Source organism: Vibrio sp. 1CM2L, assembly GCF_023161695.1.
In the GTDB taxonomy this organism is placed as follows: Bacteria; Pseudomonadota; Gammaproteobacteria; order Enterobacterales; family Vibrionaceae; genus Vibrio; species Vibrio coralliirubri.
Genome location: NZ_JALNTT010000001.1, coordinates 1 through 23,766 on the forward strand (window position 1 = coordinate 1; position 23,766 = coordinate 23,766).

Annotated in this window: 20 protein-coding genes and 1 tRNA gene; 14 read left to right on the forward strand and 7 right to left on the reverse strand. The window is 42.9% G+C overall.

Annotated features, from left to right (window positions below; all coding sequences use genetic code 11):
- The 3 genes from MSG34_RS00005 to MSG34_RS00015 all read right to left on the reverse strand — a co-directional run bounded on the left by MSG34_RS00005 (position 1) and on the right by MSG34_RS00015 (position 3,386).
- A tRNA-Cys gene (locus tag MSG34_RS00005) sits at positions 1–74 on the reverse strand.
- A 199-nt stretch (positions 75–273) separates the two neighbouring features.
- Positions 274–1,719: an ATPase RavA stimulator ViaA gene (gene viaA / locus MSG34_RS00010; protein ID WP_248335916.1), complete on the reverse strand. Its 1,446-nt coding sequence runs from the start codon at positions 1,717–1,719 to the stop codon at positions 274–276.
- Positions 1,720–1,730: 11 nt separating this feature from the next.
- Positions 1,731–3,386, reverse strand: a complete 1,656-nt coding sequence (locus tag MSG34_RS00015; RefSeq protein WP_017067123.1) for an ATPase RavA domain-containing protein — start codon at positions 3,384–3,386, stop codon at positions 1,731–1,733.
- 288 nt (positions 3,387–3,674) lie between these two features.
- Between MSG34_RS00015 and MSG34_RS00020 the strand changes: the two genes are divergently transcribed.
- From MSG34_RS00020 to MSG34_RS00075, 12 genes are all read left to right on the forward strand, one after another.
- Complete coding sequence (locus MSG34_RS00020; RefSeq protein WP_050648378.1) at positions 3,675–4,190, forward strand: NUDIX hydrolase; 516 nt, start codon at positions 3,675–3,677, stop codon at positions 4,188–4,190.
- Positions 4,191–4,229: 39 nt separating this feature from the next.
- Positions 4,230–5,234 carry a low-specificity L-threonine aldolase gene (gene ltaE / locus MSG34_RS00025; protein WP_048613482.1) on the forward strand — a complete coding sequence of 335 codons (1,005 nt, stop codon included), beginning with the start codon at positions 4,230–4,232 and terminating at the stop codon, positions 5,232–5,234.
- 790 nt (positions 5,235–6,024) lie between these two features.
- On the forward strand, positions 6,025–6,552 hold the full coding sequence (locus tag MSG34_RS00030; protein ID WP_248335917.1) for a hypothetical protein: 528 nt from the start codon (positions 6,025–6,027) through the stop codon (positions 6,550–6,552).
- A 77-nt stretch (positions 6,553–6,629) separates the two neighbouring features.
- Positions 6,630–7,127 carry a hypothetical protein gene (locus MSG34_RS00035; RefSeq protein WP_048615316.1) on the forward strand — a complete coding sequence of 166 codons (498 nt, stop codon included), beginning with the start codon at positions 6,630–6,632 and terminating at the stop codon, positions 7,125–7,127.
- A 95-nt stretch (positions 7,128–7,222) separates the two neighbouring features.
- Positions 7,223–7,948: a molecular chaperone gene (locus MSG34_RS00040; RefSeq protein WP_248335918.1), complete on the forward strand. Its 726-nt coding sequence runs from the start codon at positions 7,223–7,225 to the stop codon at positions 7,946–7,948.
- 2 nt (positions 7,949–7,950) lie between these two features.
- Entirely contained in the window at positions 7,951–8,637 is a 687-nt protein-coding gene (locus MSG34_RS00045; protein ID WP_248335919.1) for a molecular chaperone, read from the forward strand.
- Between the two features lie 91 nt (positions 8,638–8,728).
- Positions 8,729–11,113 (forward strand): fimbria/pilus outer membrane usher protein, encoded by a 2,385-nt coding sequence (locus tag MSG34_RS00050; RefSeq protein WP_248336491.1) that lies wholly within the window; start codon positions 8,729–8,731, stop codon positions 11,111–11,113.
- Positions 11,103–11,984, forward strand: a complete 882-nt coding sequence (locus MSG34_RS00055) for a hypothetical protein (protein ID WP_248335920.1) — start codon at positions 11,103–11,105, stop codon at positions 11,982–11,984. Before MSG34_RS00050 ends, MSG34_RS00055 begins: the two co-directional genes overlap by 11 nt.
- A 95-nt stretch (positions 11,985–12,079) precedes the next feature.
- Entirely contained in the window at positions 12,080–12,769 is a 690-nt protein-coding gene (locus tag MSG34_RS00060; RefSeq protein ID WP_248335921.1) for a response regulator transcription factor, read from the forward strand.
- A gap of 335 nt (positions 12,770–13,104) precedes the next feature.
- On the forward strand, positions 13,105–13,419 hold the full coding sequence (locus tag MSG34_RS00065) for a cytochrome c (protein WP_248335922.1): 315 nt from the start codon (positions 13,105–13,107) through the stop codon (positions 13,417–13,419).
- Positions 13,420–13,586: 167 nt separating this feature from the next.
- Positions 13,587–14,522: a ribosome biogenesis GTPase YlqF gene (gene ylqF, locus MSG34_RS00070; protein ID WP_029405588.1), complete on the forward strand. Its 936-nt coding sequence runs from the start codon at positions 13,587–13,589 to the stop codon at positions 14,520–14,522.
- A gap of 282 nt (positions 14,523–14,804) precedes the next feature.
- Positions 14,805–15,830: a GGDEF domain-containing protein gene (locus MSG34_RS00075; RefSeq protein WP_248335923.1), complete on the forward strand. Its 1,026-nt coding sequence runs from the start codon at positions 14,805–14,807 to the stop codon at positions 15,828–15,830.
- Between the two features lie 178 nt (positions 15,831–16,008).
- Here MSG34_RS00075 and MSG34_RS00080 read toward each other — a convergent pair whose 3' ends face one another.
- Positions 16,009–16,554 (reverse strand): GNAT family N-acetyltransferase, encoded by a 546-nt coding sequence (locus MSG34_RS00080; RefSeq protein ID WP_048613495.1) that lies wholly within the window; start codon positions 16,552–16,554, stop codon positions 16,009–16,011.
- Positions 16,555–16,720: 166 nt separating this feature from the next.
- Between MSG34_RS00080 and MSG34_RS00085 the strand changes: the two genes are divergently transcribed.
- Together MSG34_RS00085 and MSG34_RS00090 are read left to right on the forward strand one after the other, a co-directional pair.
- Positions 16,721–17,863, forward strand: a complete 1,143-nt coding sequence (locus MSG34_RS00085; RefSeq protein WP_050620701.1) for a fatty acid desaturase — start codon at positions 16,721–16,723, stop codon at positions 17,861–17,863.
- Between the two features lie 237 nt (positions 17,864–18,100).
- Entirely contained in the window at positions 18,101–18,391 is a 291-nt protein-coding gene (locus tag MSG34_RS00090) for a putative quinol monooxygenase (RefSeq protein WP_048615323.1), read from the forward strand.
- 230 nt (positions 18,392–18,621) lie between these two features.
- On the opposite strand, the gene manA is transcribed toward MSG34_RS00090, so the two are convergent.
- From manA to mngB, 3 genes are read right to left on the reverse strand one after another with little or no spacing between them, the layout of a single operon-like run.
- On the reverse strand, positions 18,622–19,809 hold the full coding sequence (manA, locus tag MSG34_RS00095) for a mannose-6-phosphate isomerase, class I (protein ID WP_248335924.1): 1,188 nt from the start codon (positions 19,807–19,809) through the stop codon (positions 18,622–18,624).
- Between the two features lie 2 nt (positions 19,810–19,811).
- Positions 19,812–20,978, reverse strand: a complete 1,167-nt coding sequence (locus MSG34_RS00100; protein WP_248335925.1) for a glycerate kinase — start codon at positions 20,976–20,978, stop codon at positions 19,812–19,814.
- A 45-nt stretch (positions 20,979–21,023) separates the two neighbouring features.
- Positions 21,024–23,678: a mannosylglycerate hydrolase gene (mngB, locus tag MSG34_RS00105; RefSeq protein WP_248335926.1), complete on the reverse strand. Its 2,655-nt coding sequence runs from the start codon at positions 23,676–23,678 to the stop codon at positions 21,024–21,026.
- Positions 23,679–23,766 lie beyond the last annotated feature (88 nt).

Here is a 23,766-nt window from a genome sequence, read left to right on the forward strand (position 1 = left end):
TGGAGGCGCCTCCCGGAGTCGAACCGAGGTCCACGGATTTGCAATCCGCTGCATAGCCACTCTGCCAAGGCGCCTTTTTAATTCAACACTTTAGGGACTTAAGTAAGCCGCACCGCTGTGTTCGGGTGCCTACTTTACGGATTGAGGGGAGATAGTCAAACAAAAAAGTGAATTTAAATTCCGTTTGCTGACATTTAAATCAAATTGCTGCATGTTCGATCTCTTCAATCAAAAAACACACAGCAAAATGGAGTTAAACAAGATGTTCTAGCGTTACCACTTCTTCATGAAACGACCGACAAGACTCGGATGATATGCCCAGCAGTGGTCAAACATCGTCATAAGTTGAGGGTTACCATACTTAGAAAGACTAACCGCATGGAAACGGTTTTTGTGTTCTTTCAACTTTTCAACCTGAGCAATCATTTCGTCAGATTGTTTCGGTGCAATAAAGTCAGAAAGTACGATCAAATCTGCGTTCTTGTATTTATCACCCGTCATCAAGTCAATCGACTTCATAAGAACAGGTTCCAAATCCGTACCACCGTGGAATGAGTAACTTAGGAAGTCACTCGCTTCACGTAGGCCATCCTGCCTTGTTAACTCATAGGTAATCTGCTCAGAAGAGAACAGAATCACGTAACAGTCTCTCTCTTCCGCAAGAGCAATTTGCATTAAGGCATAAGCCATAGCTTTAGCTGACTGCTCGGGGAAGCCACTCATAGAGCCCGAAGCGTCCACACAAACGATAAACGGACCCTTTTCAATATCGATGTTCTTGCTATCTGGTTTTTGCGCTTTCACTTTGCGTAACGTGCGTGATTTACCTTGCGAGCGATAGCTCAGTAAGCGCTTGTCGGCCAAGTGCTTGTAAAAGATAACCTCAAGTTCAGGATAAGCTAGGAACATGGTTTCGTTTGGCAGCATTTTGTTCAGGTCATCACTTTCATGAATCCCTACAATATCATCGACGGCTTCATCACTTTTCTCTTCAACCATCTGCAATTCTTCTACAGGGGCTTTGTATAGCGAAGGGTCATCTTCCTCACCTGCCATACGGCCTAGCTTTTCAGCGATCTCTTGCAAGCCCTTGTGCTTATTCAAGAACTCAGCATGACGCTTCATGATGGTAAGATCTGTTTTGCTTAACTTGGCAGATGCCATGTCCCACAAGCGCCCTACACTGCCTTCATCACCCGACTCTGTCACTTTGTCCATGTTTTTCATGGTTTCCATGCGCTGATAAAGATCGGCTAAGACTTTTTCTTTGCTCGTTTCAAGTTCAGTTACTTGAGCTTGCTTAATCGCATCAGAAAGTGATTGGTACCATTGGTCACAAAAGTAGTGTGGAAACATCGCGTTATAAACGCCCTTGTTGTTCTCCATAAGGCGTCGAGCTTGTAGATAAAACGCTGAGTGCCACTCCAGCTTTTTGATAACGCTGTCAATCTCATCAAAGAACTGAGGTTCATCCCAGTAAATCACTTCTTGATAAAGGGCGATTTCCTCTTGGAATCGATCAGTTTCACACACCTTGGTGACGCGTTTTTTTACTTTACCGCGCCATTTGACTAAGTGGTTTTTCACTGAGGTTTTCACGCCTTTGTTCTCTGCAGCCATCATGACTTGAGAACGAGCGATGAGATCATTCATCGCGGTATCAATGATTCCTGAATCAGCCACCATCAAAGCGAGGTTTAAGCCGTCTGCTCCTAACATATGCTCTCCTCTTACTCGAAGTACTGGCTCATAAACTTAATACGCTGAGCGATCTTGGCACTCTTCACTTTCGTTGTTTCAAGATCTTGCGTTACCGATTGCAAACTTGCTTCCATCGCTTTCGGTAAATCAGGATCAATATAGTTATGAGGAAGCGCATCATGGAATTCAGTACGAACGCGTTTTAACTTGAATTCAGCTTCAGTTAACTGTTCTAAGGCTTTCTCAGCGCCACTCAACCACTTGTTGTACAGTTCTTGGTCTAGACCGTCAGTAGTAACCACACTCACCAATACAGAGCGATTGGCGATGTCTTTAATCACTAATTGGTTTGATGCATCCAAGTCGAGTTTTAAACGGCATAGATTTTTATTTTCGTTTACGTAACCGTAAATATCACCGTGACCTTCTTTAAGAACACGATCAAAATCATCTTTGGCTACGTATACCCAACGGCTATCGCCTTTCTCAGATTCAGACACCGACATGTTGCTTTGCAGCATAACCAGTTTCACTAGATTGTAAGCACTACCCACGCTGTACATTTTCGCGTTCTTGATGTCATTCTGGTAAACGTCTTTACGCAACAAGCCACTGGTTGACTCCATAGAAAGCGACACAGACAACGTTGATTCAACATCGTCTTGAATCTCTTCTAGCTCTTCACGAGACATTTCAATTTGCGCTTTTGACTCTTGTTGATCAAACGCTCGGTTCAATGCAAAGTCTTTCACCACGCTACGAACCACATCACGTGACTCTGGGCTATGCCACAAACAATCTTGCAGAAGCATGATATCCAACGGGTTCACGCTATCGCGACCACTGAAGAACGCACTCGCTTTCAATAGTTTAACGGCCTTCTTCCAGCGTCTATCTGATACATACAATTCTGACTCTGACGCAGAGCCTTGCTTCTTAACCGTCTCTTCAAGCATGGTTTTCAGTTCAAACAACTTATCAAACGAATTGTCCGTCAGTTCGAGCTTATCGAGCTCTTTCTGCCATTGATGGTATTCAATATCCGTAATCGCCAAACCTTTGGGAATTACCGCTTCTTGAGAAGTACCCGTTGTCAGCATCGATTTGAAGTTTTGTTTGTTTTGAATACGGTTTACGAACACGCGTACCAACATACGGTCGTAAAGTGCTTCCAAGCCGCTGTCTTCATCTGGAAGTTCGTTGGATGCCGACACGAGTAGACGCATCGGTACACGCTCAATATCACTGCCGTTTTTGAAAGTCTTTTCGTTAACGACAGTAAGTAGCGTGTTTAGGATTGCAGGGCCGGCTTTCCAGATCTCATCGAGAAATACAACTTGTGCAGTTGGTAGGTAGCCTTCGGTTAGTCTTACGTAACGACCGTTATCTTTTAATTCTTGGATACTTAGTGGGCCGAAGACTTCCTCGGGAGTAGAGAAACGAGTCATCAAATATTCGAAATAGCTGCTGTTATCAAAAGCCTGAATGAGACGTTTCGCGATAAGGCTTTTTGCGATGCCCGGAGGGCCTAATAGAAACACGCTTTCACCAGCCAAAGCAGCCAGTAAACAAAGCTTAATTGTGTCTTCTCTTTCGTAGACACCATCAGAGAGAGCATGCGCTAATTTATTGATTCTTTCAGAGAGTAGCGCCTTGTCAGCATGTGAAGAAATAGAAGGGTTCATGCGTTACTCCGAAAATCTTTGAACAGTTGAGAGTGTAGAATTGTTTTTATACATTTGTTAGCACTTTGTTACAAGTGTATTTTATTATTGAGTTGCATTTATATCAGATGGTTACGTCGGTAATTTTGGTGCAATCATAGATTCCAATTATGAGAGTAACATCACGAACGGCGTGAAACTAAATCTATTGCGAAACCTAATTTTTCTTTTATTTTCGACACCATAGACGTTATGGTGGTGCACGTCTTCCGTTATACGAAAAATTGGCAAGGAATGTGGCCAGACTGCATGAGTAAAGTTATCCATAAATGGAAAAGTATTTCTCTCATAGAAGAGAACGTGACGCTCCCTACGAACGTCGTGGTAAAACATACAACAATCAATCACCCTGGCGCGGCAGTTATTCTTCCTATCACTTCGTCTGGAAAAATCATCCTCATAAACCAGTTTCGCCCTTCTCTTAAGAAATGGCTTTTGGAATTACCCGCAGGCACGATGGAAATAGGTGAGACACCTCTTCAATGTGCCCAGCGCGAACTGGAAGAAGAAACAGGTTACAGTGCTACTTCTTTTCAAAGCTTGGGACAAGTCACCCCTTTGGCTGGATTCTGTGATGAGATACAACATCTGTTTGTCGCAAAAGACTTAAGCCTCACTACCCGCTTTGAATGCGATGAAGATGAAGTAATAGAAGTGATCGAACTGAGTTTAGAAGAACTGCAAGATAAAATACGACACGATCAAATCACTGATACCAAAACTATCGCTTGTTTAAGCAAAGCCCAACTATGTGGCCACCTATAGCCAATTATATGGCTACCTAAAGTACTCTAGGAGAGAAACATGGACTTTCGTTCTGATACCGTAACTAAACCTTCGCAAGCTATGCGTGACGCAATGGCAAACGCAGAAGTGGGCGATGATGTTTATGGCGATGACCCAACCGTCAATGAACTAGAACAGTGGACAGCAAATGAGACGGGCTTTGAAGCGGCAATGTTTACCTCTTCAGGTACACAAGCCAACCTTCTTGGCTTAATGGCGCATTGTGAGCGTGGTGATGAGTACCTTTGCGGCCAACAAGCGCACAACTATAAGTACGAAGCTGGCGGCGCTGCGGTCCTTGGTTCTATCCAACCTCAACCAATCGAGAACAACCCAGACGGTACTTTAGACTTTAAAAAGCTAGCAGCTGCAATTAAGCCCGATGACAGCCACTTTGCTCGTACTAAGCTTCTTAGTTTAGAAAATACGATCAATGGTAAAGTGCTGCCAATGTCTTACCTAGCAGAAGCGCGTGAGTTCGTAAACCAACACGGCTTACAAATGCACCTAGATGGCGCTCGCGTCTATAACGCAGCCGTGGCGTTAGACGTGCACATCAAAGAGATCGCACAACATTTCGACTCTATGACGATTTGCTTATCAAAAGGTTTAGGCGCTCCAATCGGTTCACTACTTCTTGGCAACAAAGAATACATCGCCAAAGCACGTCGACTGCGTAAAATGGTCGGCGGCGGTATGCGCCAAGCAGGTATTCTTGCCGCTGCGGGTAAGATGGCTCTAACAGAGAACGTCACCCAACTTAAAGCAGACCACGAGAACGCAAAAAATCTAGCGATTGGTTTAAGCAAGCTAGAAGGTTTTTCGGTTAACCCTGATTTCATTCAAACTAACATTGTATTTGCTAAGTTAGATGAATCTGTAGATATCAACCGAATCGCTCGCGATCTAGGTGAACAAGGCATTACGATGTCGCCTGGGAATCCTGTTCGATTTGTTACTCATAGAGATATCAGTTCAGAAGACATCGCTACTTTCCTAACTAAGTTGGAAAATGCGCTTTAACTCTTTTAACGAGATTAGCCTCTACCGTAATTAAGACTAAAGCTTCCTGTGAGAAGCTTTAGTCTTTCAAAAAATTCATTCAACAATTCCACAGTAAATCATCTTCTCGATACAGACTAGTTTTCTAATAAGCACACTAAATTGACTGGAACAGAACGCGATCTCGTTTTGGCCTATGTGAATACCTTCTAAGAATCATCCCCCATATTTCAGCATTCTGTTATCGCTTAAGTTTAACTTGTATTAGTGACGTAGAACATAGAATGGTCGGTCAAGGTAAATAATTCAGCGCCAAAAGTTTATTTTTCGATCAAGACACATACGGTAATTAAAAACAGATTACATCATTCCTAAATATTTTTCTGTAAACACCTAATTTTAATTGATAAATTCCCACCAGCCTAGGCAAACACTCTCCGATAATAAAAATCTTAATTACTACATTCATCTTTAAAATTAAATTATCAAATCCTTATTTTCTTAACAATACTGTCAATTTTAAGACACAAAAAACAGTGGCTCATCGGAAAATTCGATACAAATCATCATCGGTAGACCATAACCCTATTTTTATCAATTAAATAAAAAGCCTTCATCATCCAGAACCTTTAACGAAAATAACCTATCTAATTGAATATTATATTATTATCTAATTCTTAAGCCTCTACTCCTCAGGTTAAAATCATACTAAAACTCATACTTCTCTTAAATAATAAACTTTTTTTACTACTTCACCATTTTTTAAAGCACATATAGTTTTCAAAGTTAAGCAACAAGTTACATTCAATCGTTGGGGGGGGGTAAAATTATGGTCAGAGTATTTAGGAGCCTTAATACCTTCACCGAATCCGTATTAATCTTTAGTCTATCGCTTTCATTCTATGTCAGTGCTAACAGCTTAACGTTAGGAATTAGCGGTCAGATCAAGGATCGATGCGAAATAAACTTTTTTTCTGGCAACATTATGAATTTTACGGAACACCGTGATGTGCAATCGTTGCCTTTTAATATCTATTGTAACCGTCCGTTGGGTATAACGATCAACTCAAAATATGGAGGCTTAAAATATCAACATCAAGGGGTTGATATTATTGAGAGTTACAATTTGTCATTACAAATAGACGAAATTCGTCTTTATGAAAGTAGGCACAGCAGTCAACTTACTTCACCAGTAATGATAGACAGTTCTGGTGTTATTCCGTTCTCTAAACATGGGAGTCTTGGGGTAGCACTCGAAAATAGCTTGCGTTTCGCAGGTTATTATCAAGACGTTATTGAGATCGAAGTTTACCCTTCGATTCATAGCGTGACAAAGTGAAAACTCTGCAATGTATCTGCAGAACAACATACGCTCAGCAGTATTCGAGCCAATCATTTAAGATAAAGGAATTTCTAATGAAAAAGCTAACACTCTATGCAGCAACAGTCACAGCTATTTTTGGTGCTCAAGTCCAAGCCGCTCCTGGTGATGTCCAGTTAGTTGGATTTGTTTCACCTGTATGTGAGGTTACTGGTCTTTCAACACAATTGATGGACTTTGGTAACGTATCTCAAATTCAAAACCTTTCTGTTAGTGGCCTTAACATGAAGTGTAATGACGTCGATGGTGCAACGGTGACACTAACAAGTGCTGAAGGTGGTCTAGAGTCAGACGATAGCGAAGACTACGCTCTTACATATGATGCAACATTCAACCCGTCAGGCTTAGCTCCTTTCACGCTTAATGCACCAGGAGGCCCAGGTCTAAATGACGTTTCAGTCAGTAATTCTTATGCCGGTTCTGGCGCATTAGCGACAGGTGTTACTGCATCCATTGATATTGTAACGACAGAAACCTCCCCATGGGCAGGTGGTTACTCAGATACATTGACCGTAAATATCACCTCGAATTAGAGGCTAACAAGTCGGGGGCTTTTGTTTAGCCTCCGACTTAATCTCAGTCTCAGTCTCAGTCTCAACGACATAAGTTTAATTTGGAGCTCTTCGCTATGTATAAATGGACCATGCATAAATGGATCGTTCTTTTCCTATTGTCATTCACTTGTTTGTCCGCTCATGCGTTCAAAGTAGAACCGATGTCTATGGAAATGACACCGCTTGGCAAAAGAGCTCAAATGACCATGAGGGTTGAGAACTCATCTCAAGAACCACTCACGGTTGAGCTTTCTCCGGTCTACATGACAATGGACAAATATGGCAAAGAGACCACCACTCCTGCGGATGACGAGTTACTAGTGATTCCAGTGACCGCAATAATAGAACCTGGACGATCGCAATCCATTATGGTGCGGTATTTGGGCGATCCTTCAATCACAGAATCTATGGCGTATCGCATTGCTGTTAAGCAAGTAAAAGTTCAAAGAGCAAGCAGTAATCAAGGGCAAGTAAGTCTTTTACTTCAGTTTAATACGCTTATCAACGTGCGACCTCAGAACACAACTTCCCAGTTAGAAATTAAAAGCATCGAGCAAAATGACAAAAAGAACAAATGGGTTCTTGAAGTACTTAACAGTGGTAATAGTTATGGTCGATTAACCAATACAACATGGAAGATATCTGATGGTAGAAATTCAACATATTTAAAAGGCGTAGAAATCGCTAAACGTATTCCGGGTACTTTGGTCCTTCCCTACTCCACTCGCTTTTTCGAAATGCAGCCTCTTAAAAATTATGACGTGAACACCCTATCGATTGAAATAGAGCAGGATCAATAGTAATGAGACGTTATATTTGGGGAGCGCTCATTTCTTGCTTTCTGTGTGCACAAGCGTTTGGCATAACACTGTTTCCAACCGTCATCGAGCTCAACACCGATCACCGGGCAGCATCTCAACTGGTTGTGACTAACAACTCAACACAAGCTCTCCCACTTGAAGCTAACGTTCGTCGTTTGAACTTCTTATCAGATGGCACGTTCGAGACATATGATCTAGCGAGTGAAGAGATGTTTGTGTTTCCACCAGCCGCGATGTTAGCCCCCGGAGAACGTCAAGTATTCCGTATACAATGGTTGGGAAACAGAAAACTCGAAACCTCTCAGAGTTATTTTATTCGTTTCAGTACCGTAAATATTGGCCAGAACAACGCGAGAATAGATAAACCCATCGGTTTAGCAACCGGTATCAATTTACAAGTTCACTACAATGCGTTGTTGCACATTCACTCATCCTCGTTAGAACCTGACGTGAAATTGCACGTAGATGAACAAGGCAAACTAACACTTACTAATTCAGGGTCACGATTTACCTATACATCGTTACTTCATTTTGCGGGGCTCGAATCTCAGAGCCAAAAAGTACATGCGGCTTTAGGTGAGCAGTTTATTCCACCACGCTCCACTATTACTTTGCCCTCTTCTTTAAATTACTTACCAATGGGCACATACCATGGGCATGAAAACTGAAACCCATCACAAGATGTGGCAAGTTTTGTATGTCTTGGGATTAGTACTTTTTTATTGTGCCGCCTTAAGCCCTGCAGCTTGGGGCCAGGAAATGGTCTTGAATCCAACAGGGCGAGATATTCAACTTACCTCTTTGCTAAGGATAAGTGACACCATACTGGGGGAAGCGGACATTATCATTACCGCAAACAACGAGATCTTGTTACCGAAAGAAAGTACGCTTTCTCTCCTTTCTTCCGTCGTAACTCAAGAAGGTATTCGGAAACTCAATGACACGACAGACGATGAGATGCTGTCTCAGCATCATTTTGAGAGCGTAGGATTAAATCTGAGTTTCGATTTCTCGTCATTAGAATGCATCGTGACAGTACCGCCTGAATTTAGCTTAACCCAACAACTTTCTATGAACGGCGCAGATGATTTTTATAACTATGCCGAACCAACTTTATTAAGTGGATACGTTAACTTTGCTCTTTCAGCCAATGAGACCCAATATGTGGATCAAAATTCGTCAAGGCAAGATCTCTATCGCGGTCAATTCGACTCAGCACTTAACATTGGTTTTCTAAACTTTGAGTACGAATCCTATTTAGAAAACAGCTCATCACAAGATTCGCGATACGTAAGAGAAGGAACTCGTCTTAATATTGACTTTGCAGAACAAGGCACACGACTTGTCCTCGGCGATATGTACAACAGTGGTCAAGCTTTTCAGGACAGTACCGACATACTTGGTATTGGGTTAACGCGAGATTTCACACTCATTCCGACCAGAAATGCGCGACCACGAGCCAATCAATCATTCACCCTTCAAAGGGCTTCAAATGTCGATGTCTATATAGATGGGATCGCAGTCCAACGATTAACCCTAGGCGCTGGTAGCTATAACCTTAGTGATATCCCCCTGGCGCAAGGTAGCAATGATATTGTACTCGTCATCACCGACCGCTCCGGGAATGAAGAGCGTATCGAGTTTTCTATTGCAACCGGTAACGACTTGCTCAATAACGGTGAGTTTGAATATAGCATCATGTATGGAGCGCCTTCTGAATTACAAAATGGACAACTAGAGTACCTAACCGACGAGCGTATTTTCCATGGTTATATTGATGTGGGTATTAGCCCTTGGTTAACGCTGGGTACGAACTTTCAAACCCGTGAAGATCTTTATCAATATGGTGCCACCGCGTTACTCGCTTCTACATGGGGCGTGACTGAACTCACTGCCTCTCGTAGCGTACACCCTACATTTGGAGCTGGCGACGCTTACAAATTTGCGTTCGATGCGGAGTTTTCCAATACGAACACGCTGTCTCCACAACTGAGTTTTAGCTATGAATATCTGGCCAACAATTTTACTGGGGTCTCAGGGGTTGATGCTTCCGATATCGATATCAACTTGACCACTCATTATGTGTCTGCATTCAGCTCCATTTATCTTGGTCAGTCTTTACGTGCCGCCATGACCCTCAATTACAGATCAGGAATAGACAAAGAGAACGATTATTGGCTGATTAGCCCGAGTTTATCGGACGGACTGTTTGATACTCCCGCTACCTGGAGTGCACGCGTTAACTATCGGCATAACGCAAGCGAAGACGATGACATCAGCACGACTGTCACCATAAGCTGGCCCCTGAGTCGACAAACTCGTGTTGTCGGTCGTTACACCACAGAGCTCAATGAAGCCGCCTTAGATTACAGCTATCAGAATAATATTGGTAACACAGGAGGTGTGTCGGCGTTTGCGAGTGTTATTACTAACGAAGAGACGGATGCCGATATGGATGCCGGGATCAACTATACGGCAAACCGTTATGAATTGAATGCGACCCACGCTTCTCGGCTTGAAGAAATTAGCGGTGAAACACGAAGCCACAGTACCGACGTAACTATTAGTAGCGCACTTGCTTTTGCAGGTTCATCTGTGGCACTCGGCAGACCAGTACGCGAAGCATTTGCGATTGTCACCAAACATAAGAGTCTGAAAGAGAATGACGTGGCTATCGATCCTACAAAAGACGGTAAGCACGCACGCGTTTATCTTAAAGGCGATGCAAGTGCTATGGTCCCAGACCTTGTTGCTTACAATGGCCAAGTAATCAGTTACGAGGTTGATAACTTGCCGCCAGGGTATGACTTAGGTGACGGCGCATTTTGGATTAAGCCGGGTTATAAACGGGGCTTCCAACTTCAGATTGGATCTGACGCTGTATTAACCGTTATTGGCAAGCTATTCGATCGTCAAAGTAACAACCCTATTTCACTTGTCGCTGGTGTAGCACATTACCTTGGTGAGGCAAAACAGTTGCCAATTGACTTCTTTACCAATCGTAACGGTATATTCGCTATCTCAGGTTTAAAACCGGGGAAATATCAATTGGTACTAGACACTAAAGAACAAGAGTCAGTCATCATTTCCCTCAGTGAACGCAGTGACAATTTGATAAGACTAGGAGATGTATATGTTGAATAAACAAGTACTTTTGGGATCCTTGTTCCTTATCGCCATAAACCATCTGCCTTATGCATTTCCGTGTGAAGCTAATGCGTTGACTATTCAGCCCGTCTCATCTAAATCGCAATATGATGTTTTCAGCGCAGGCACGTTCGCAACAATTAACACTTACCGAATAGATGCGAACATAATTGGCGAACCATGCGAGTTAAGCTTAATTTTGCAGCTTAACGATACCAGTCGCTCGTTAAAAGGGTCGAATCAAGACAAGCTCAACTTTGAGTGGTCAGGGCAGATTGGCATGCCGGTGGCTAATCAATGGCACTTATCATTAACCGATAGCCACCCTTCAGCAACGATACAAATGCGATTTCCGAGCAAGCAATGGTTAGCGTCAGGAACCTATCGGGGGCTTTTAGAAGTTTCGCCTTCTTATACCTCTGAGAGTAAACAAGTAGAAATTAGCCCTAGCTCCATCCCGGTATCGGTTAACGTTCCGCCTGCTGCGAAAGTTCATTTTTATGGATTAACCCAACAACATTATGACCTTGATCTAGGGACATTATATTCAAACAAGATTATTCGCTCTGCACCTAACCTATGGGTTCAAAGCAATACAGCTTATACCATCGTATTCGAATCATCCCATCAAGGAATGCTACGTCATGAATCTAATGAGACTAAGTGGGATATTCCATACCAACTTTCCCTCGATAGCGACAGAATAAACCTTGAGCAACTGGATGCGCGAATTCAACGTCTTTCCGCAACGATTGGTCAACCTATTCCTTTGAATTTTGTCATTGGTGAAACAGAGAACAAACCAGGAGGGAAATATGACGATACATTACAAATTTCTATTGAACCTCGACTTTCACAGCAACCATAATTATGCAATTATGTAAAAACTAAGCCGCAGAGCTCAATTTTATAAAACACAACGTCATAGAATCAAAACTTGATTTACCAGGCTCGGGATAAGTTATGCATAGAAATAATTTAAAGCACATGCTCCTAATTGGTGACAACGGTATTAACAACCAGTTTATTCAGCGCGAAATAGAAAAATACAGTGATTTTTCTTTTAGCAGAGAATGTATGACAAGCATTGGGCGCTCGTGTAACCGTAAGACTTTCGATGTCATCCTTATTAGCTACTTACTATTAGCAAATATCGAAGATATCAACATCATTTTATCAAAAATAGAATCAAATAAATGGGTAGTCTACGATGTTCCTTCTGACATTACCGGACAGAGTATTACCGTAATGCAATTATTCAACTTGTTTAATATAAAAGGAATCATCTATCAGGACGCTCCTATTGATCACCTTACCCGTTGTTTAAAAACAGTGTGTGACGACGATTTGTGGCTACCGAGAAAGTTAATGTCACATATTCTATCTAATAGACACGATTACACTTTCAAGTCGAAAGTAATACTATCTAGCCTAACGAAAAGAGAGGTTCAAATATTCAAGCGCGTGATTAGAGGAGATTCAAATTTAGAAATTTCAAACGAACTATTTATTTCAGAAAGTACGGTAAAGACACACGTATACAATATATATAGAAAAATAAATGTAACAAACCGTAAAGAAGCAATAAGAAAAGCATATTTTATCAATAGCTTAGAGACTATTATACAACCTGATATAAAGCTCAAAGTATAACTACAATCCAAATATAAAAGTAAATTAGAGTCACCATCAGGCTCGATAACAGTTGACGAAAGTTTCCTTTCAAAGCTTGGTGCAAGTTCCCCCTTAACAAGTTTCTGCCCTGAGATCCAACAACTGCGCATTATAAAAACTTAATCCTCACGACACATTTCGACTCTATGACTCACGGCTTTTCAAAAAGCTTAGCAGCTCCCATGTGCACACGACTTTCCTAACTAAGTTGGAAAATGCGCTTTAAGCCATACTAAATGTTCACCTAGAACAAATAGAACTTGAGCTTCCTCTTAGGGGAAGCTTTATAATCATGTTTTTACCGGAGTAAAAACGTGCATAACCCATCCTTCGCTCTAATATTACTAGCGCTATCCTCTAGCCTTCATGCCTCTGATTTTGGCGACCCTGAACTAGGTAAGGTCAAATCACCAAGCTGCGTTTTTTGTCATAACCCCACCAGCCCGCCGACTGATAACTCCTATCCCAAGCTTTCTGGACAAGATCCAACCTATCTCTTTAATACAATGAAAGCTTATCAAAATGGAGATAGACAAGGTGACTACGCGGATATGATGCGAGCACAACTGAGTAAGCTCAATGATCAAGACTTGAGAGACATAGCGGCTTTTTACGCTTCACAAGATTAACGGCTCCAACCTACATTAGCTCAAACATCAGTTAAATAATCATCACCAAGTCGCCTATACTTCAAGCAAACTCACTGAGCTCATTGAAGGTCGGGATAGATATACCTTTACACGTATCATCCAACCCTTACAATGTGCAGCAAATATATTTATCAAGGTTTATCTCTATGTCTATTCAATGGTTTCCGGGTCACATGCATAAAGCCCGCAAAGAAATCGAAGAAGTTATCCCACAAGTTGATGTGATCATCGAAGTACTGGACGCTCGTATCCCGTTCAGTAGTGAAAACCCAATGATCTCCTCACTGCGCGGCGATAAGCCTTGTGTAAAAGTGTTGAACAAGCGTGACCTTGCAGATCCTGAACTGACTCAACGTTGGATTGAGCACTTCGAGAAAGAGCAAGGCGTTAAAGCGATTGCGATTACGACTAGCGTAAAAGAAGAAGTGAACCACGTTATGGAGCTAGTACGTAAACTGGCGCCGCACCGTGAACAGATGGGCAAGAACATTCGTACAATGATCATGGGCATCCCGAACGTGGGTAAATCGACCATTATCAACTGCTTGGCTGGACGTACGATTGCGGTAACGGGTAACCAACCTGCGGTAACTCGTCGTCAACAACGTATCAATCTGCAAAATGGCGTAATCCTTTCAGACACTCCGGGAATCCTTTGGCCTAAAGTAGAAAACCCACACAGTGGCTTCCGCTTGGCTGCAACAGGTGCTGTAAAAGATACAGCAATGGAATACGATGAAGTGGCATTCTACACAGTAGAATACCTAGCAAAGCAGTACCCTAACCTTTTGCAAGAGCGTTACCAAATTGAAGAGCTGCCAGAGTCTGACATCGAATTGATGGAAGCGATTGGTCGTAAGCGTGGTGCACTTCGTGCCGGTGGACATATCGACATTCACAAATGTTCAGAAATCCTGCTTCACGAATTGCGTAATGGCACTTTAGGTAAGGTAACGCTTGAGTTGCCAGAAATGATCACACAAGAGCTGATCGAAGTTGAAGAAGCGGCTGCGCTGAAAGCCGAACAACAAATTAAGAAAAAAGAAGAGCGTCGTAAACGTTACTTGAAGAACAAGCGTTAATAGCGATTAGTTTTTATAATCTGCTTTAGTTTCTGTTTACCACTCTTACACCAGCCTCTAAATATTCACGTTCTATCGATAATAGAGCGTGAATATTGCCTGCTACCGTTTGTTGATCTAGCTAACATACTGACAAATCTATAGAAACGGTCGTTTACAATCCCAAACACTGTGACATACTACGCAAATTATTGTGTATCAATCTCGGCTAATTTCTCAATGCGCTCCTATTCTGGGTTCAAGAATCAAAGATTTAAAACCTATTTCGATAATGAAATTTATTTGCCGTACATAAATTTCATCTACATCCCGATCTCAATATTCTGTGCATTCATCATCACTGACTACATCCACTTTGGTAGTGAGAGCCTTACACCTATCATTTTCCGAGTCATACTTTTTCTATTGATGGTGACAGCTGCCAGATATTGCATCACCAGCAAACCCAACGTTTTAGAACCAGTAGAAAGTGCCTTTCTTGTAATTAGCTCACTTTTTTTGGTCTATGTCGGTCGGCTTGCGATTGAGTTAAACAACTTCGATTACCAAGGTGGCGTCATTCTCGTCATGATCTACATTGGTACGTTTTCACGACTGTCAGCCAAATACAGTATCTCTACGCTGTCGTTTATCTTTTTGGCTTATCTCATCGGCCTTGCACCATTGCTTTACGAAGCAGAGCCAAAGAATGAAATTGAAACAATTTCCGTTTATATTTCGGCTTACATCCTCATCTCGGCGGCCTGTATAAGACGTGACTTGGAAGTACACAAGCGTTTCGCTCAATCCGAGCAACTCCGCAAACAAGCGATTCAGCTTCGCAAGCAATCCAATATGTTCGAGGCCCTTTCCTATCAAGACGCACTAACGGGCTGCTACAACCGCCTTTATCTTCATCAGGTGATAGAACCGAGCATAGACCGTCAGCGATCCATAACATCGATCATGATAGATATTGATCATTTCAAATCGATTAACGACACCTACGGCCATCAAATGGGCGATATGGTGATCAAAGAACTGGCCGATGAGATTCAAAAACGACTACCGACCAGCAGTAACTGCTTTCGATACGGCGGTGAAGAGTTTTTGGTGATGGTCCAAGGAGAAACTAAGGCGTCAATTGAATCGCTCGTTAATTCCCTTTTAGAATCCCCTGCTCGCCTTAGGTTAGAAGTAACGATTTCAATCGGTGTTAAACATGCACCTCAGGCCCTTGGTTCTGTTGAGCAACTTATCGACGACGCCGACCAAGCACTCTACATTTCGAAGAAAGACGGTAGGAATAAGATTACATGGTGTGATTAGTCGGCCAATATTTCACGCGCCTTTGCGAATCATTAAAACGACCACAGATCCAATCAAAAAAGCCCCGAGCAACTTAATGCTCAGGGCTTTTGTCTTTGTTCTTCTGCTTTAAAATAGCTTCGTTAAGAACCGTTAAGAACCTGCTACTCAGCAAATAAACAGTACTCACATGAATCGACTAAGAATACACGACGCTTGCTGTTTTCTGTTCAAGTTCAACGGGAGAGTTCCAAGAAATCACTTTCTCGTTCACTTGGCTGCCGCATGGCGCATTCCAAACTTGCTCGAGTTCTTCTTTACCACCAATCGCTTCATAAAAAGCAATCGCTTGGTGGTTCTCAGACATCACCTCTAGGTAGAGCCCTGAGTCCGAATAGTATTGCTGCAACCACTTCGATAATTCAGACAACAGACGCTTACCTACACCTCGACCGCGATAATTATTGTCTACGTGTAACGCATCAATGAACGTGCCACGCTCAAAGTTGTGATTACCAAACGCGCAGACGAAACCAACCAGTAAACCACCTTCTTCAAGCAATAAAACATGTTGGTTGAAAGGAGGATTAATCAAACGAGTCTGCCAAATAACAGATCTGTCCTCCAAAACATCATTTTCTAAGTAATCATCAGCAAGAATGCCACGGTAATATAGCTTCCAGCTATCCGCGTGTAATTGGGCAATCCGCTCATAATCTTTATATTCAGCTACCTTAATTTCCATTTATTAGCCCTTAGTACTTCCATTTATGACTTGCTACTACATTTCACACTACCTTTATACAATATTTAAGCAAAACATACTAATACACGTTTACACTTTCAATATTGACTTACACGTGTACGCTGATATTCTAGCGCACAGATGTAAGCCCAATGGAAATTTGCTAATGAATAGTGCCGACAAACAATCTACAAAAAAGCCGCCATTAATCTGGCTCAATATTTTTGTGTTCTCTTTTAGTATGCTGCTTGCTGTTGTAGCGGCTCCCGTTTATGGCTACTTTTTTGGCTATGGCATGGAGCACTGGATATGGCTAGCAATCTGCTTTACGTTCTGTAACCTTTCAATCACGACAGGTTATCACCGCTTATGGTCACATAAAGCGTTTGAAGCGCATTCAAGCCTAAGATTCCTGTTTGCATTAGGTGGTGCATTTGCCCTGCAGAACAGCGCGCTACACTGGTCTTCTGATCACCGTGTTCACCACAAGCATGTCGATAACAACGACAAAGACCCATACTCTGCAAAACGTGGATTTTGGTACTCACACATTGGCTGGATGATTCGTAATTACAGCACCTCAATGTACGAAAACTACGAAAACTGCCGTGACCTTAAAAAAGATAAGATTGTTATGTGGCAGCACAAGCACTATGTTCTGTTAGCATTACTAATGAATTTCGGTGTTCCTATCGCTTTAGGTGTTATTTACGGTGATGTACTTGGCATGTTGTTAATCGTAGGCGCGGTTCGTTTGGTACTTAACCACCACACAACATTCTTCATTAACTCTCTTGCTCATATCTGGGGTAGTCAACCTTTTACCGATAAAAACACGGCGCGTGATAACGGTGTGTTAGCGGTTTTAACTTTTGGCGAAGGCTACCATAACTTCCACCACATCTTTGAGAACGACTACCGTAACGGCATCTACTGGTGGCAATACGATCCAACAAAGTGGTTGATCAAGAGTGCTTCGTTGATGGGACTGGCAAGTAAGCTTAAGAAAACCCCTCAAGCTCGTATTGAGAAAGCCGAAGCGTCAATGTTACTTAAACGCACCCAGCAAAAAATCATGCATCGTGCCGACAAGCAACAAATCGCGGAGAAGCTTCAACAAGAGTTTGATGCTCTAGTATCAAACATGAACGAGTATTACGAAGTTAAAAAGCAGCTACTTGAAAGCAAGCGCGAAGACGTTGTGAAGAAGTACGAACACTCTGTTCTTAAGGTTCGTTATCAACAAATCAAGATGAACTTTGAACAGCAGAAGAAAAATTGGGCAATGACGGTTGAGCAATACGCTTAAGGTAAAACAGTACGCTTAACACCCCAATAACAACACAGTTTGATTCTTATTCAAAAGCCCTCATATTGCTATGAGGGCTTTTTTAATAAGCTTAACCGCTTGCCCTTGGCTTTATGCTCTCGAGTTAGAATTGTGGATGCTAAGAACCATAGTTATTGGATTTTAGAACTCTTTCATCAGTCTGAATTTATACTTATATTACTTGGACTTATCGAGTTTAAAGCCGAGGAATTGAAAATGAGCAAACTGACTATTATTGCAACGATCGTCTCTAAAGAAGACAAAACTGAGCTTGTAAAGGCTGAGATGATTAAATTGATCGATAAAACCCGTGTTGAAGACGGCTGTATTAACTATGATCTGCACCAAGATAACAGTAACCCTGCTCACTTCGTTTTTCATGAGAACTGGGAGTCTGAAGCTCATCTAGAGAAACACTTAGCGAGCCAACACATCGCTGACTACATGGCTGCTACTGAAGGTTGTATTGAAACCTTTGTGCTTAATAAAATGACGCACATTGCTTAACCAGTCACTCAGTACTGATTCAATAAAAACCCTGCTCTGATCGCAGGGTTTGTCTTTTCAACAGGCTTATATTTGCTCATTCTAACAATGAAAAAACCCGCCAGAGTAGCGGGTATGGTCAATAATCATGACTGTCAAAGACAGATAGGTAACAACCATCAATCCAATATTGAGTACCACTTTACAGTGGCACTCTGACATTTCTTTTGCTGATCGCTAGCACGGGGGCACTAGTTAAAAGCACGAGCCAAAATGCCATTCCCTTGATATTGGTAAACACTTGAATTACTACTTACAAAGACCGATTCTCCGGGCTTAAGAGAAACTGTACGACCTTCTGAGGTGATGGTCGCCTCTCCTTCCACACAGAACAATATCTCCGCGCTACGTAAATACTGTGACTTGCTCTCATCAGTCGCAGATAAGATATCAAAGCCAAAGTCATCCACCGGAATCGGATAGCTCATATTGCCCTCTTTCAATACAGGCTTAAGACGAATATCTTCTGGCTTAATCGGCTCAAAGATCGTGTTGTCGATAAGCTCAGGGACATCGATATATTTGGGTGTGAGACCTGCACGCAGCACATTGTCTGAGTTTGCCATGATCTCCAAGCCTGTGCCCTGAACATAAGCATGTGGGGTTTCTGCGAACAGGAACATCGCTTCACCCGGCGCCAATTCAACCGTGTTGAGCATCAATGGGGCGAACAAACCAATATCACCCGGATAGTGCTGTTTGAATTCAATGCTGTATTGCAAAGCTTCACGTCCCATGACCGTTTTTGCTGGTCGCGCATGTGCAGCATAAAGTTCATTAAGCGCAGACGCTTTGCGGTCACCTTCAAGAGACATAATTGCGCTAAAGAAAGACTTTAGAGAATCACTGTCGGCATTGGCTTTTAGTACATTAAGTTCAATCGCTAACGAAGGAATATCCGCTTCTTCGAACAAAGCAATAATATCTACGATTGGACGAAAGCCATTCATCGCTTTGTAAAAGGTCAACGCATAAACCAACTCAGGTTTATGATTTGGATCTTTGTAGTTACGATTAGACGCATTCAAAGGGATGCCAAGTGCATTCTCTCGCTCAAAACCTAATTCTGATTTTCGCTTGTTCGGGTGAACCTGAATTGATAATGGTGTTTCAGCGGCCAACACCTTAAACAGGAAAGGTAATTCACCAAAACGTGCCGCCGTGTACCCGCCTAAGACATCGATTTTGTTTTCATCAATCATGTGAGAAAGCGACTCACCGGTATCACCTACTTTTGAGCAACCATTAGGATGAGCACCCATCCAAATTTCTGCTTGCGGTTCTTGGTTTGGGTTCACAATACCAAACAGTTGGTTGATGGAGTCTTTGCTTCCCCATGCGTAGTTTTGAATAACGTTGTCGAGTTTAAATAGAGACATAATTACTTCTCATTAAAAATCTGGCTGCCAAGCTTGAGCGTGGCGGCGATATTACGGGCAGTGCGAGTCAGGTTTTGATTCGCTTCTGATAAAACTTGATCTAAAGACTGAGGTGAACGTACGGTTCCAAATAAGCTAGACATTGAACCGTAAAGCTTTTCAACGTCTTGCCCCAAAGAGCCCGCAATTCCAATGGTTGGAATACTCAACTTTTGAGCTCGCTGAGCGATGCCGAAAGGTGTTTTACCTTGCAGGGTTTGGTTATCCATCTGTCCCTCTCCGGTCACGACCAGTGAAGCACCTTCAAGAACCTTATCTGCATCCAAAGCATCTAATACCATCTCAATACCCGCTTTAATTTGGATATTGAATGCAAGACTTAACCCCAGAGGTGTGCCACCAGCAGCACCAAAACCAGCTGTGTCGCGATGATTGGTACCCGTATGTGTTTGAGCGATATCGGCAAAGTGACCGATCGCAGTATCAAGTTGTTCAACTTGAACTTTTGATGATCCCTTCTGCGGACCAAACACGGCACTGGCTCCGTTTTCACCACATAGAGGATTATTCACATCACATGCGACAACGAACGTCACTTCGTTGCATCTCGGGTGCAGTCCATCAAGATCGATACTTGCTAATTGACTTAGTGCAGCACCGCCACCAGATAGCTCGTTGCCTTGCTTGTCTAATAGCTTGCCTCCCAACGCCTGTAAGATGCCAGCACCCGCGTCATTGGTCGCACTACCGCCCAAGCCGATAATGATTTGTTCCACGCCTTTATCTAGCGCATCTCTCATCAGCAACCCTGTTCCGTAAGATGATGCTGTAAGAGGTGATCTTTCTTCTACGGTTAATCGGTCTAAACCCGACGCTTGGGCAAACTCTACCAAGGCAGTGTTTACGCTTTTGCTATCAACCTGTTGTACAAGTGAAGCCCAATAAGCCTTACATTCGCGACCGATTGGATCCGTCGTTTGCAGCCCTTGCGTCTTACCATTGAGCGCTTCTAGCAACACGTCTACTGTCCCTTCACCGCCATCGGCGAGTGGCATTTTCACAAACTCTGCGTGAGGAAAAACGTCAGCAAATCCACGCTCAATACAAGACGCAACTTGGTGAGCGTCGAGTGATTCTTTAAATGAATCGGGGGCAATTACAATTTTCATTGTCGTTCACCATTCCCGCCCACCAAGGTGAGCGGGTGATTGAAATTAGAATTTGATTTGGAATGTTTTCGCTTGGCAAGATGCCAATTCACCAAAAGACAAGTCACCAAAGGTTTCAGTTGCTACATCACCTTCGCGTACACGCTCATCCATACTTGTTTCTTTCCAGCTTGAAACGTTTTGAGTGAAGGAGATTGAATCTGACACTGAACCTGTTTCTGCCGGGTTGTAGACACGCATGATCAGTGCATCTTCGTCTTCCGCTTTCTTCAGTACACTCAGTACCGCTCCTGATTGTTGCTTAGACAGAAGGCTAAAGCTCATTGGTAGGTTTTGCTCACCCACATTCAGCTTCATCGCGTTGTAAGGGATCTTGTTGTAGCATTCGATTTGAGTGACATTGTCACGTGCTTGCGCCATGATGTTCGCGTCAATGTGGTTACCAGAGAATCCACACAGCGTGAATTCACACACTAACTTGCCGCGCACTTGTGAATCTGGTGTCGGGATCTTGATACCTGAAGGACGACCCGGACGAAGCAATAGCTCTTCTTTACCTAACACGCCGATACCGCGGAATAGTGTCAGTGCGAAGGTATCTCGGTTTTCGTCACCTTGAGATGCAATCACTTCAAATTCACGTAGACCATTCGACATGATTGCGATGCCCGCGTTACCGTTTTCTAACGCAGCGAAGTTCATCAGTTGATAAACCGGAACCGGTGCTTCTTTCCACTTCTCTTCTTCCCAAACCGCCATTGCTGGGTCATTGGTTGGTCGAGTAATACAACCGAACTGGTTATCTGCAACCACAGTTTCAGAAACGAATGGCGTTGGTACTAGCACACGTACACGATGGTCGTCGGCTTGGTTGTCTAGTTCCATGCGTACTTCGATGCGGCGAGAACCTTGCTTCAATACCACTTGGCATTGCGCTTCAACGAACCCATTTTGACCCGTGCGTTCTTCACGCTCTGTTAGGTTTGCAGGCACGTTCATGCGGAAAGCGATGTTCGCTACCGATTGGAAGCCTTGGTGATCAATCGATGTTTCCACTGGAAATTCATCTGAGTACAGCAACCATTCTTGACGAGATGGTGAGTAATCGTACTCATCGCCGTCATCAGAACCGTCTTCTAAACGAAGGACTTGGTCGAATACTTGCTCTGTCTCTTTATCGAAAATAGTCAGAGTACCATTGTCGTTTACATTGATTCGGTAGTACTCGTTCTCTAGCAAGTAGTCTTTTTGTTCTGCAACTTTTACAGCGCCCTTCTCGTTACCTTGGATATGTAACGTGGTGAAGCCCATAGCTGGAACAGTGCGTTTGATTTGAATATCAAACTCCATGAACGGGTCGTAGTTACCGTAGTGAACGATTTGGCGGTCTACTTTACCTGGGTCAATTTGGCGCTTGTCTTGGATGAAGTACTCAACAGGGTTTTCGTTTTCATCAAAGATAGAGAACTCTTGTGCACGGATAGTAATAGTCGTGTTAACCACTTCTTCACGCTCGTACGGAGAAAGGTTGAACATTGCTAGTTTGTCGCAACCTTCGCGATCTGGCATGTGATCAACAATCTTACGCTTGTAGAAGTGAATCAGGTTGGTCGCCATGTCGTCCGCAAGGATGTAGCGGTTTAGGATCTCAGCGTGAACCTTGTCTGAACAGCAGCAACCAATCGAGTCATGAGCGTGGTTCTTCATGCTCTCTTTCCACATTTTCTCAATCAAACCGTGGTGGTATTCAAAGCCTAATGTCCAAGCGATAGATGCTAGCGGTTCTAAGATATTTACAATCTTGTTTTCAATTTCTGCATGGATCAGTTTGATGTCCATACGCGTAGAAGAAATCGTACGGTGAACACGCATGTATTTGCCGTCGTTGAATTCGCCTTTGATTGTGTCGAGTTGGTCGCGTGCCGCTTCTACTTTTTCGAACACTTCTTCAAAGCGACTCATTGAGAATTCGCGATCTGGGTAGATTTCGCGAAGTTTGTCCATTACTTCAAAGATGTCTTTCTGAATCGGCATTTGATCGTGGCCGTTCGGTAATAGGATGTCTTTCGTTACCGATGGTTTTTCTAGCACTGGGAAGTACTTATCTAAACGAGCGCGTAGACCTTCTTCATCTTGCGGAAGGTATTTACCAATCGCGTAACCCAGTGGAAGCACTTGTGCAGTCACTTCACTGCCGTCATTAGACTGCCATAAGAATTCTGTTTTATTCGTGCCATGACGCTCTGAACAACCACGCCAGAACATTGCACGCGTGATGTCGAAACCGTTGTAGATCATCGGCAGCTGTGAGCTCATGCTGAATGAATCTGGTAGGTAACCGATCTTCATTGCATCGCCAAATTTCATACAGTCACGAATGCCATACATCATGTTACGCACAATCGACTCACCAGAAACTTGCATTGTGTCGGTTTGAGAATACCAAGGGCCAATAATAAGCTTGCCCGCTTCAACCAATGCTTTTACGCGTTCTGTGTTCTCTGGTTTGATCGCAAAGTAGTCTTCTAGAACAGCGGTTTGACCATCTAGAACGTAGTATTTGTATTCTGGATCACTCTCCAGACGGTTCATGATTTCTTCCATGTTGTTCACAAGAAGAATGCGAGACTCTTCTGTTGTGAAATACCATTCACGATCCCAGTGCATGTGTGGAGTAATATGTACGCGTGATGTAGTCATAATCATTTACCTAAATGTGTCGCTTCGAGTAAAACTAAAGTTCGAACCCAAATACGACTAAATTAAAGTTTTTCAAGGGGTTAAAATT

Bases quoted from the DNA above. Each gene is read 5' to 3' on its own strand.
- viaA (WP_248335916.1), bottom strand. From the start codon at position 1,719: ATGTTAGGAGCAGACGGCTTAAACCTCGCTTTGATGGTGGCTGATTCA.
- MSG34_RS00015 (WP_017067123.1), bottom strand. From the start codon at position 3,386: ATGAACCCTTCTATTTCTTCACATGCTGACAAGGCGCTACTCTCTGAA.
- MSG34_RS00020 (WP_050648378.1), top strand. From the start codon at position 3,675: ATGAGTAAAGTTATCCATAAATGGAAAAGTATTTCTCTCATAGAAGAG.
- ltaE (WP_048613482.1), top strand. From the start codon at position 4,230: ATGGACTTTCGTTCTGATACCGTAACTAAACCTTCGCAAGCTATGCGT.
- MSG34_RS00035 (WP_048615316.1), top strand. From the start codon at position 6,630: ATGAAAAAGCTAACACTCTATGCAGCAACAGTCACAGCTATTTTTGGT.
- MSG34_RS00040 (WP_248335918.1), top strand. From the start codon at position 7,223: ATGTATAAATGGACCATGCATAAATGGATCGTTCTTTTCCTATTGTCA.
- MSG34_RS00045 (WP_248335919.1), top strand. From the start codon at position 7,951: ATGAGACGTTATATTTGGGGAGCGCTCATTTCTTGCTTTCTGTGTGCA.
- MSG34_RS00050 (WP_248336491.1), top strand. From the start codon at position 8,729: ATGGTCTTGAATCCAACAGGGCGAGATATTCAACTTACCTCTTTGCTA.
- MSG34_RS00055 (WP_248335920.1), top strand. From the start codon at position 11,103: ATGTTGAATAAACAAGTACTTTTGGGATCCTTGTTCCTTATCGCCATA.
- MSG34_RS00060 (WP_248335921.1), top strand. From the start codon at position 12,080: ATGCATAGAAATAATTTAAAGCACATGCTCCTAATTGGTGACAACGGT.
- ylqF (WP_029405588.1), top strand. From the start codon at position 13,587: ATGTCTATTCAATGGTTTCCGGGTCACATGCATAAAGCCCGCAAAGAA.
- MSG34_RS00080 (WP_048613495.1), bottom strand. From the start codon at position 16,554: ATGGAAATTAAGGTAGCTGAATATAAAGATTATGAGCGGATTGCCCAA.
- MSG34_RS00085 (WP_050620701.1), top strand. From the start codon at position 16,721: ATGAATAGTGCCGACAAACAATCTACAAAAAAGCCGCCATTAATCTGG.
- MSG34_RS00090 (WP_048615323.1), top strand. From the start codon at position 18,101: ATGAGCAAACTGACTATTATTGCAACGATCGTCTCTAAAGAAGACAAA.
- manA (WP_248335924.1), bottom strand. From the start codon at position 19,809: ATGTCTCTATTTAAACTCGACAACGTTATTCAAAACTACGCATGGGGA.
- MSG34_RS00100 (WP_248335925.1), bottom strand. From the start codon at position 20,978: ATGAAAATTGTAATTGCCCCCGATTCATTTAAAGAATCACTCGACGCT.
- mngB (WP_248335926.1), bottom strand. From the start codon at position 23,678: ATGACTACATCACGCGTACATATTACTCCACACATGCACTGGGATCGT.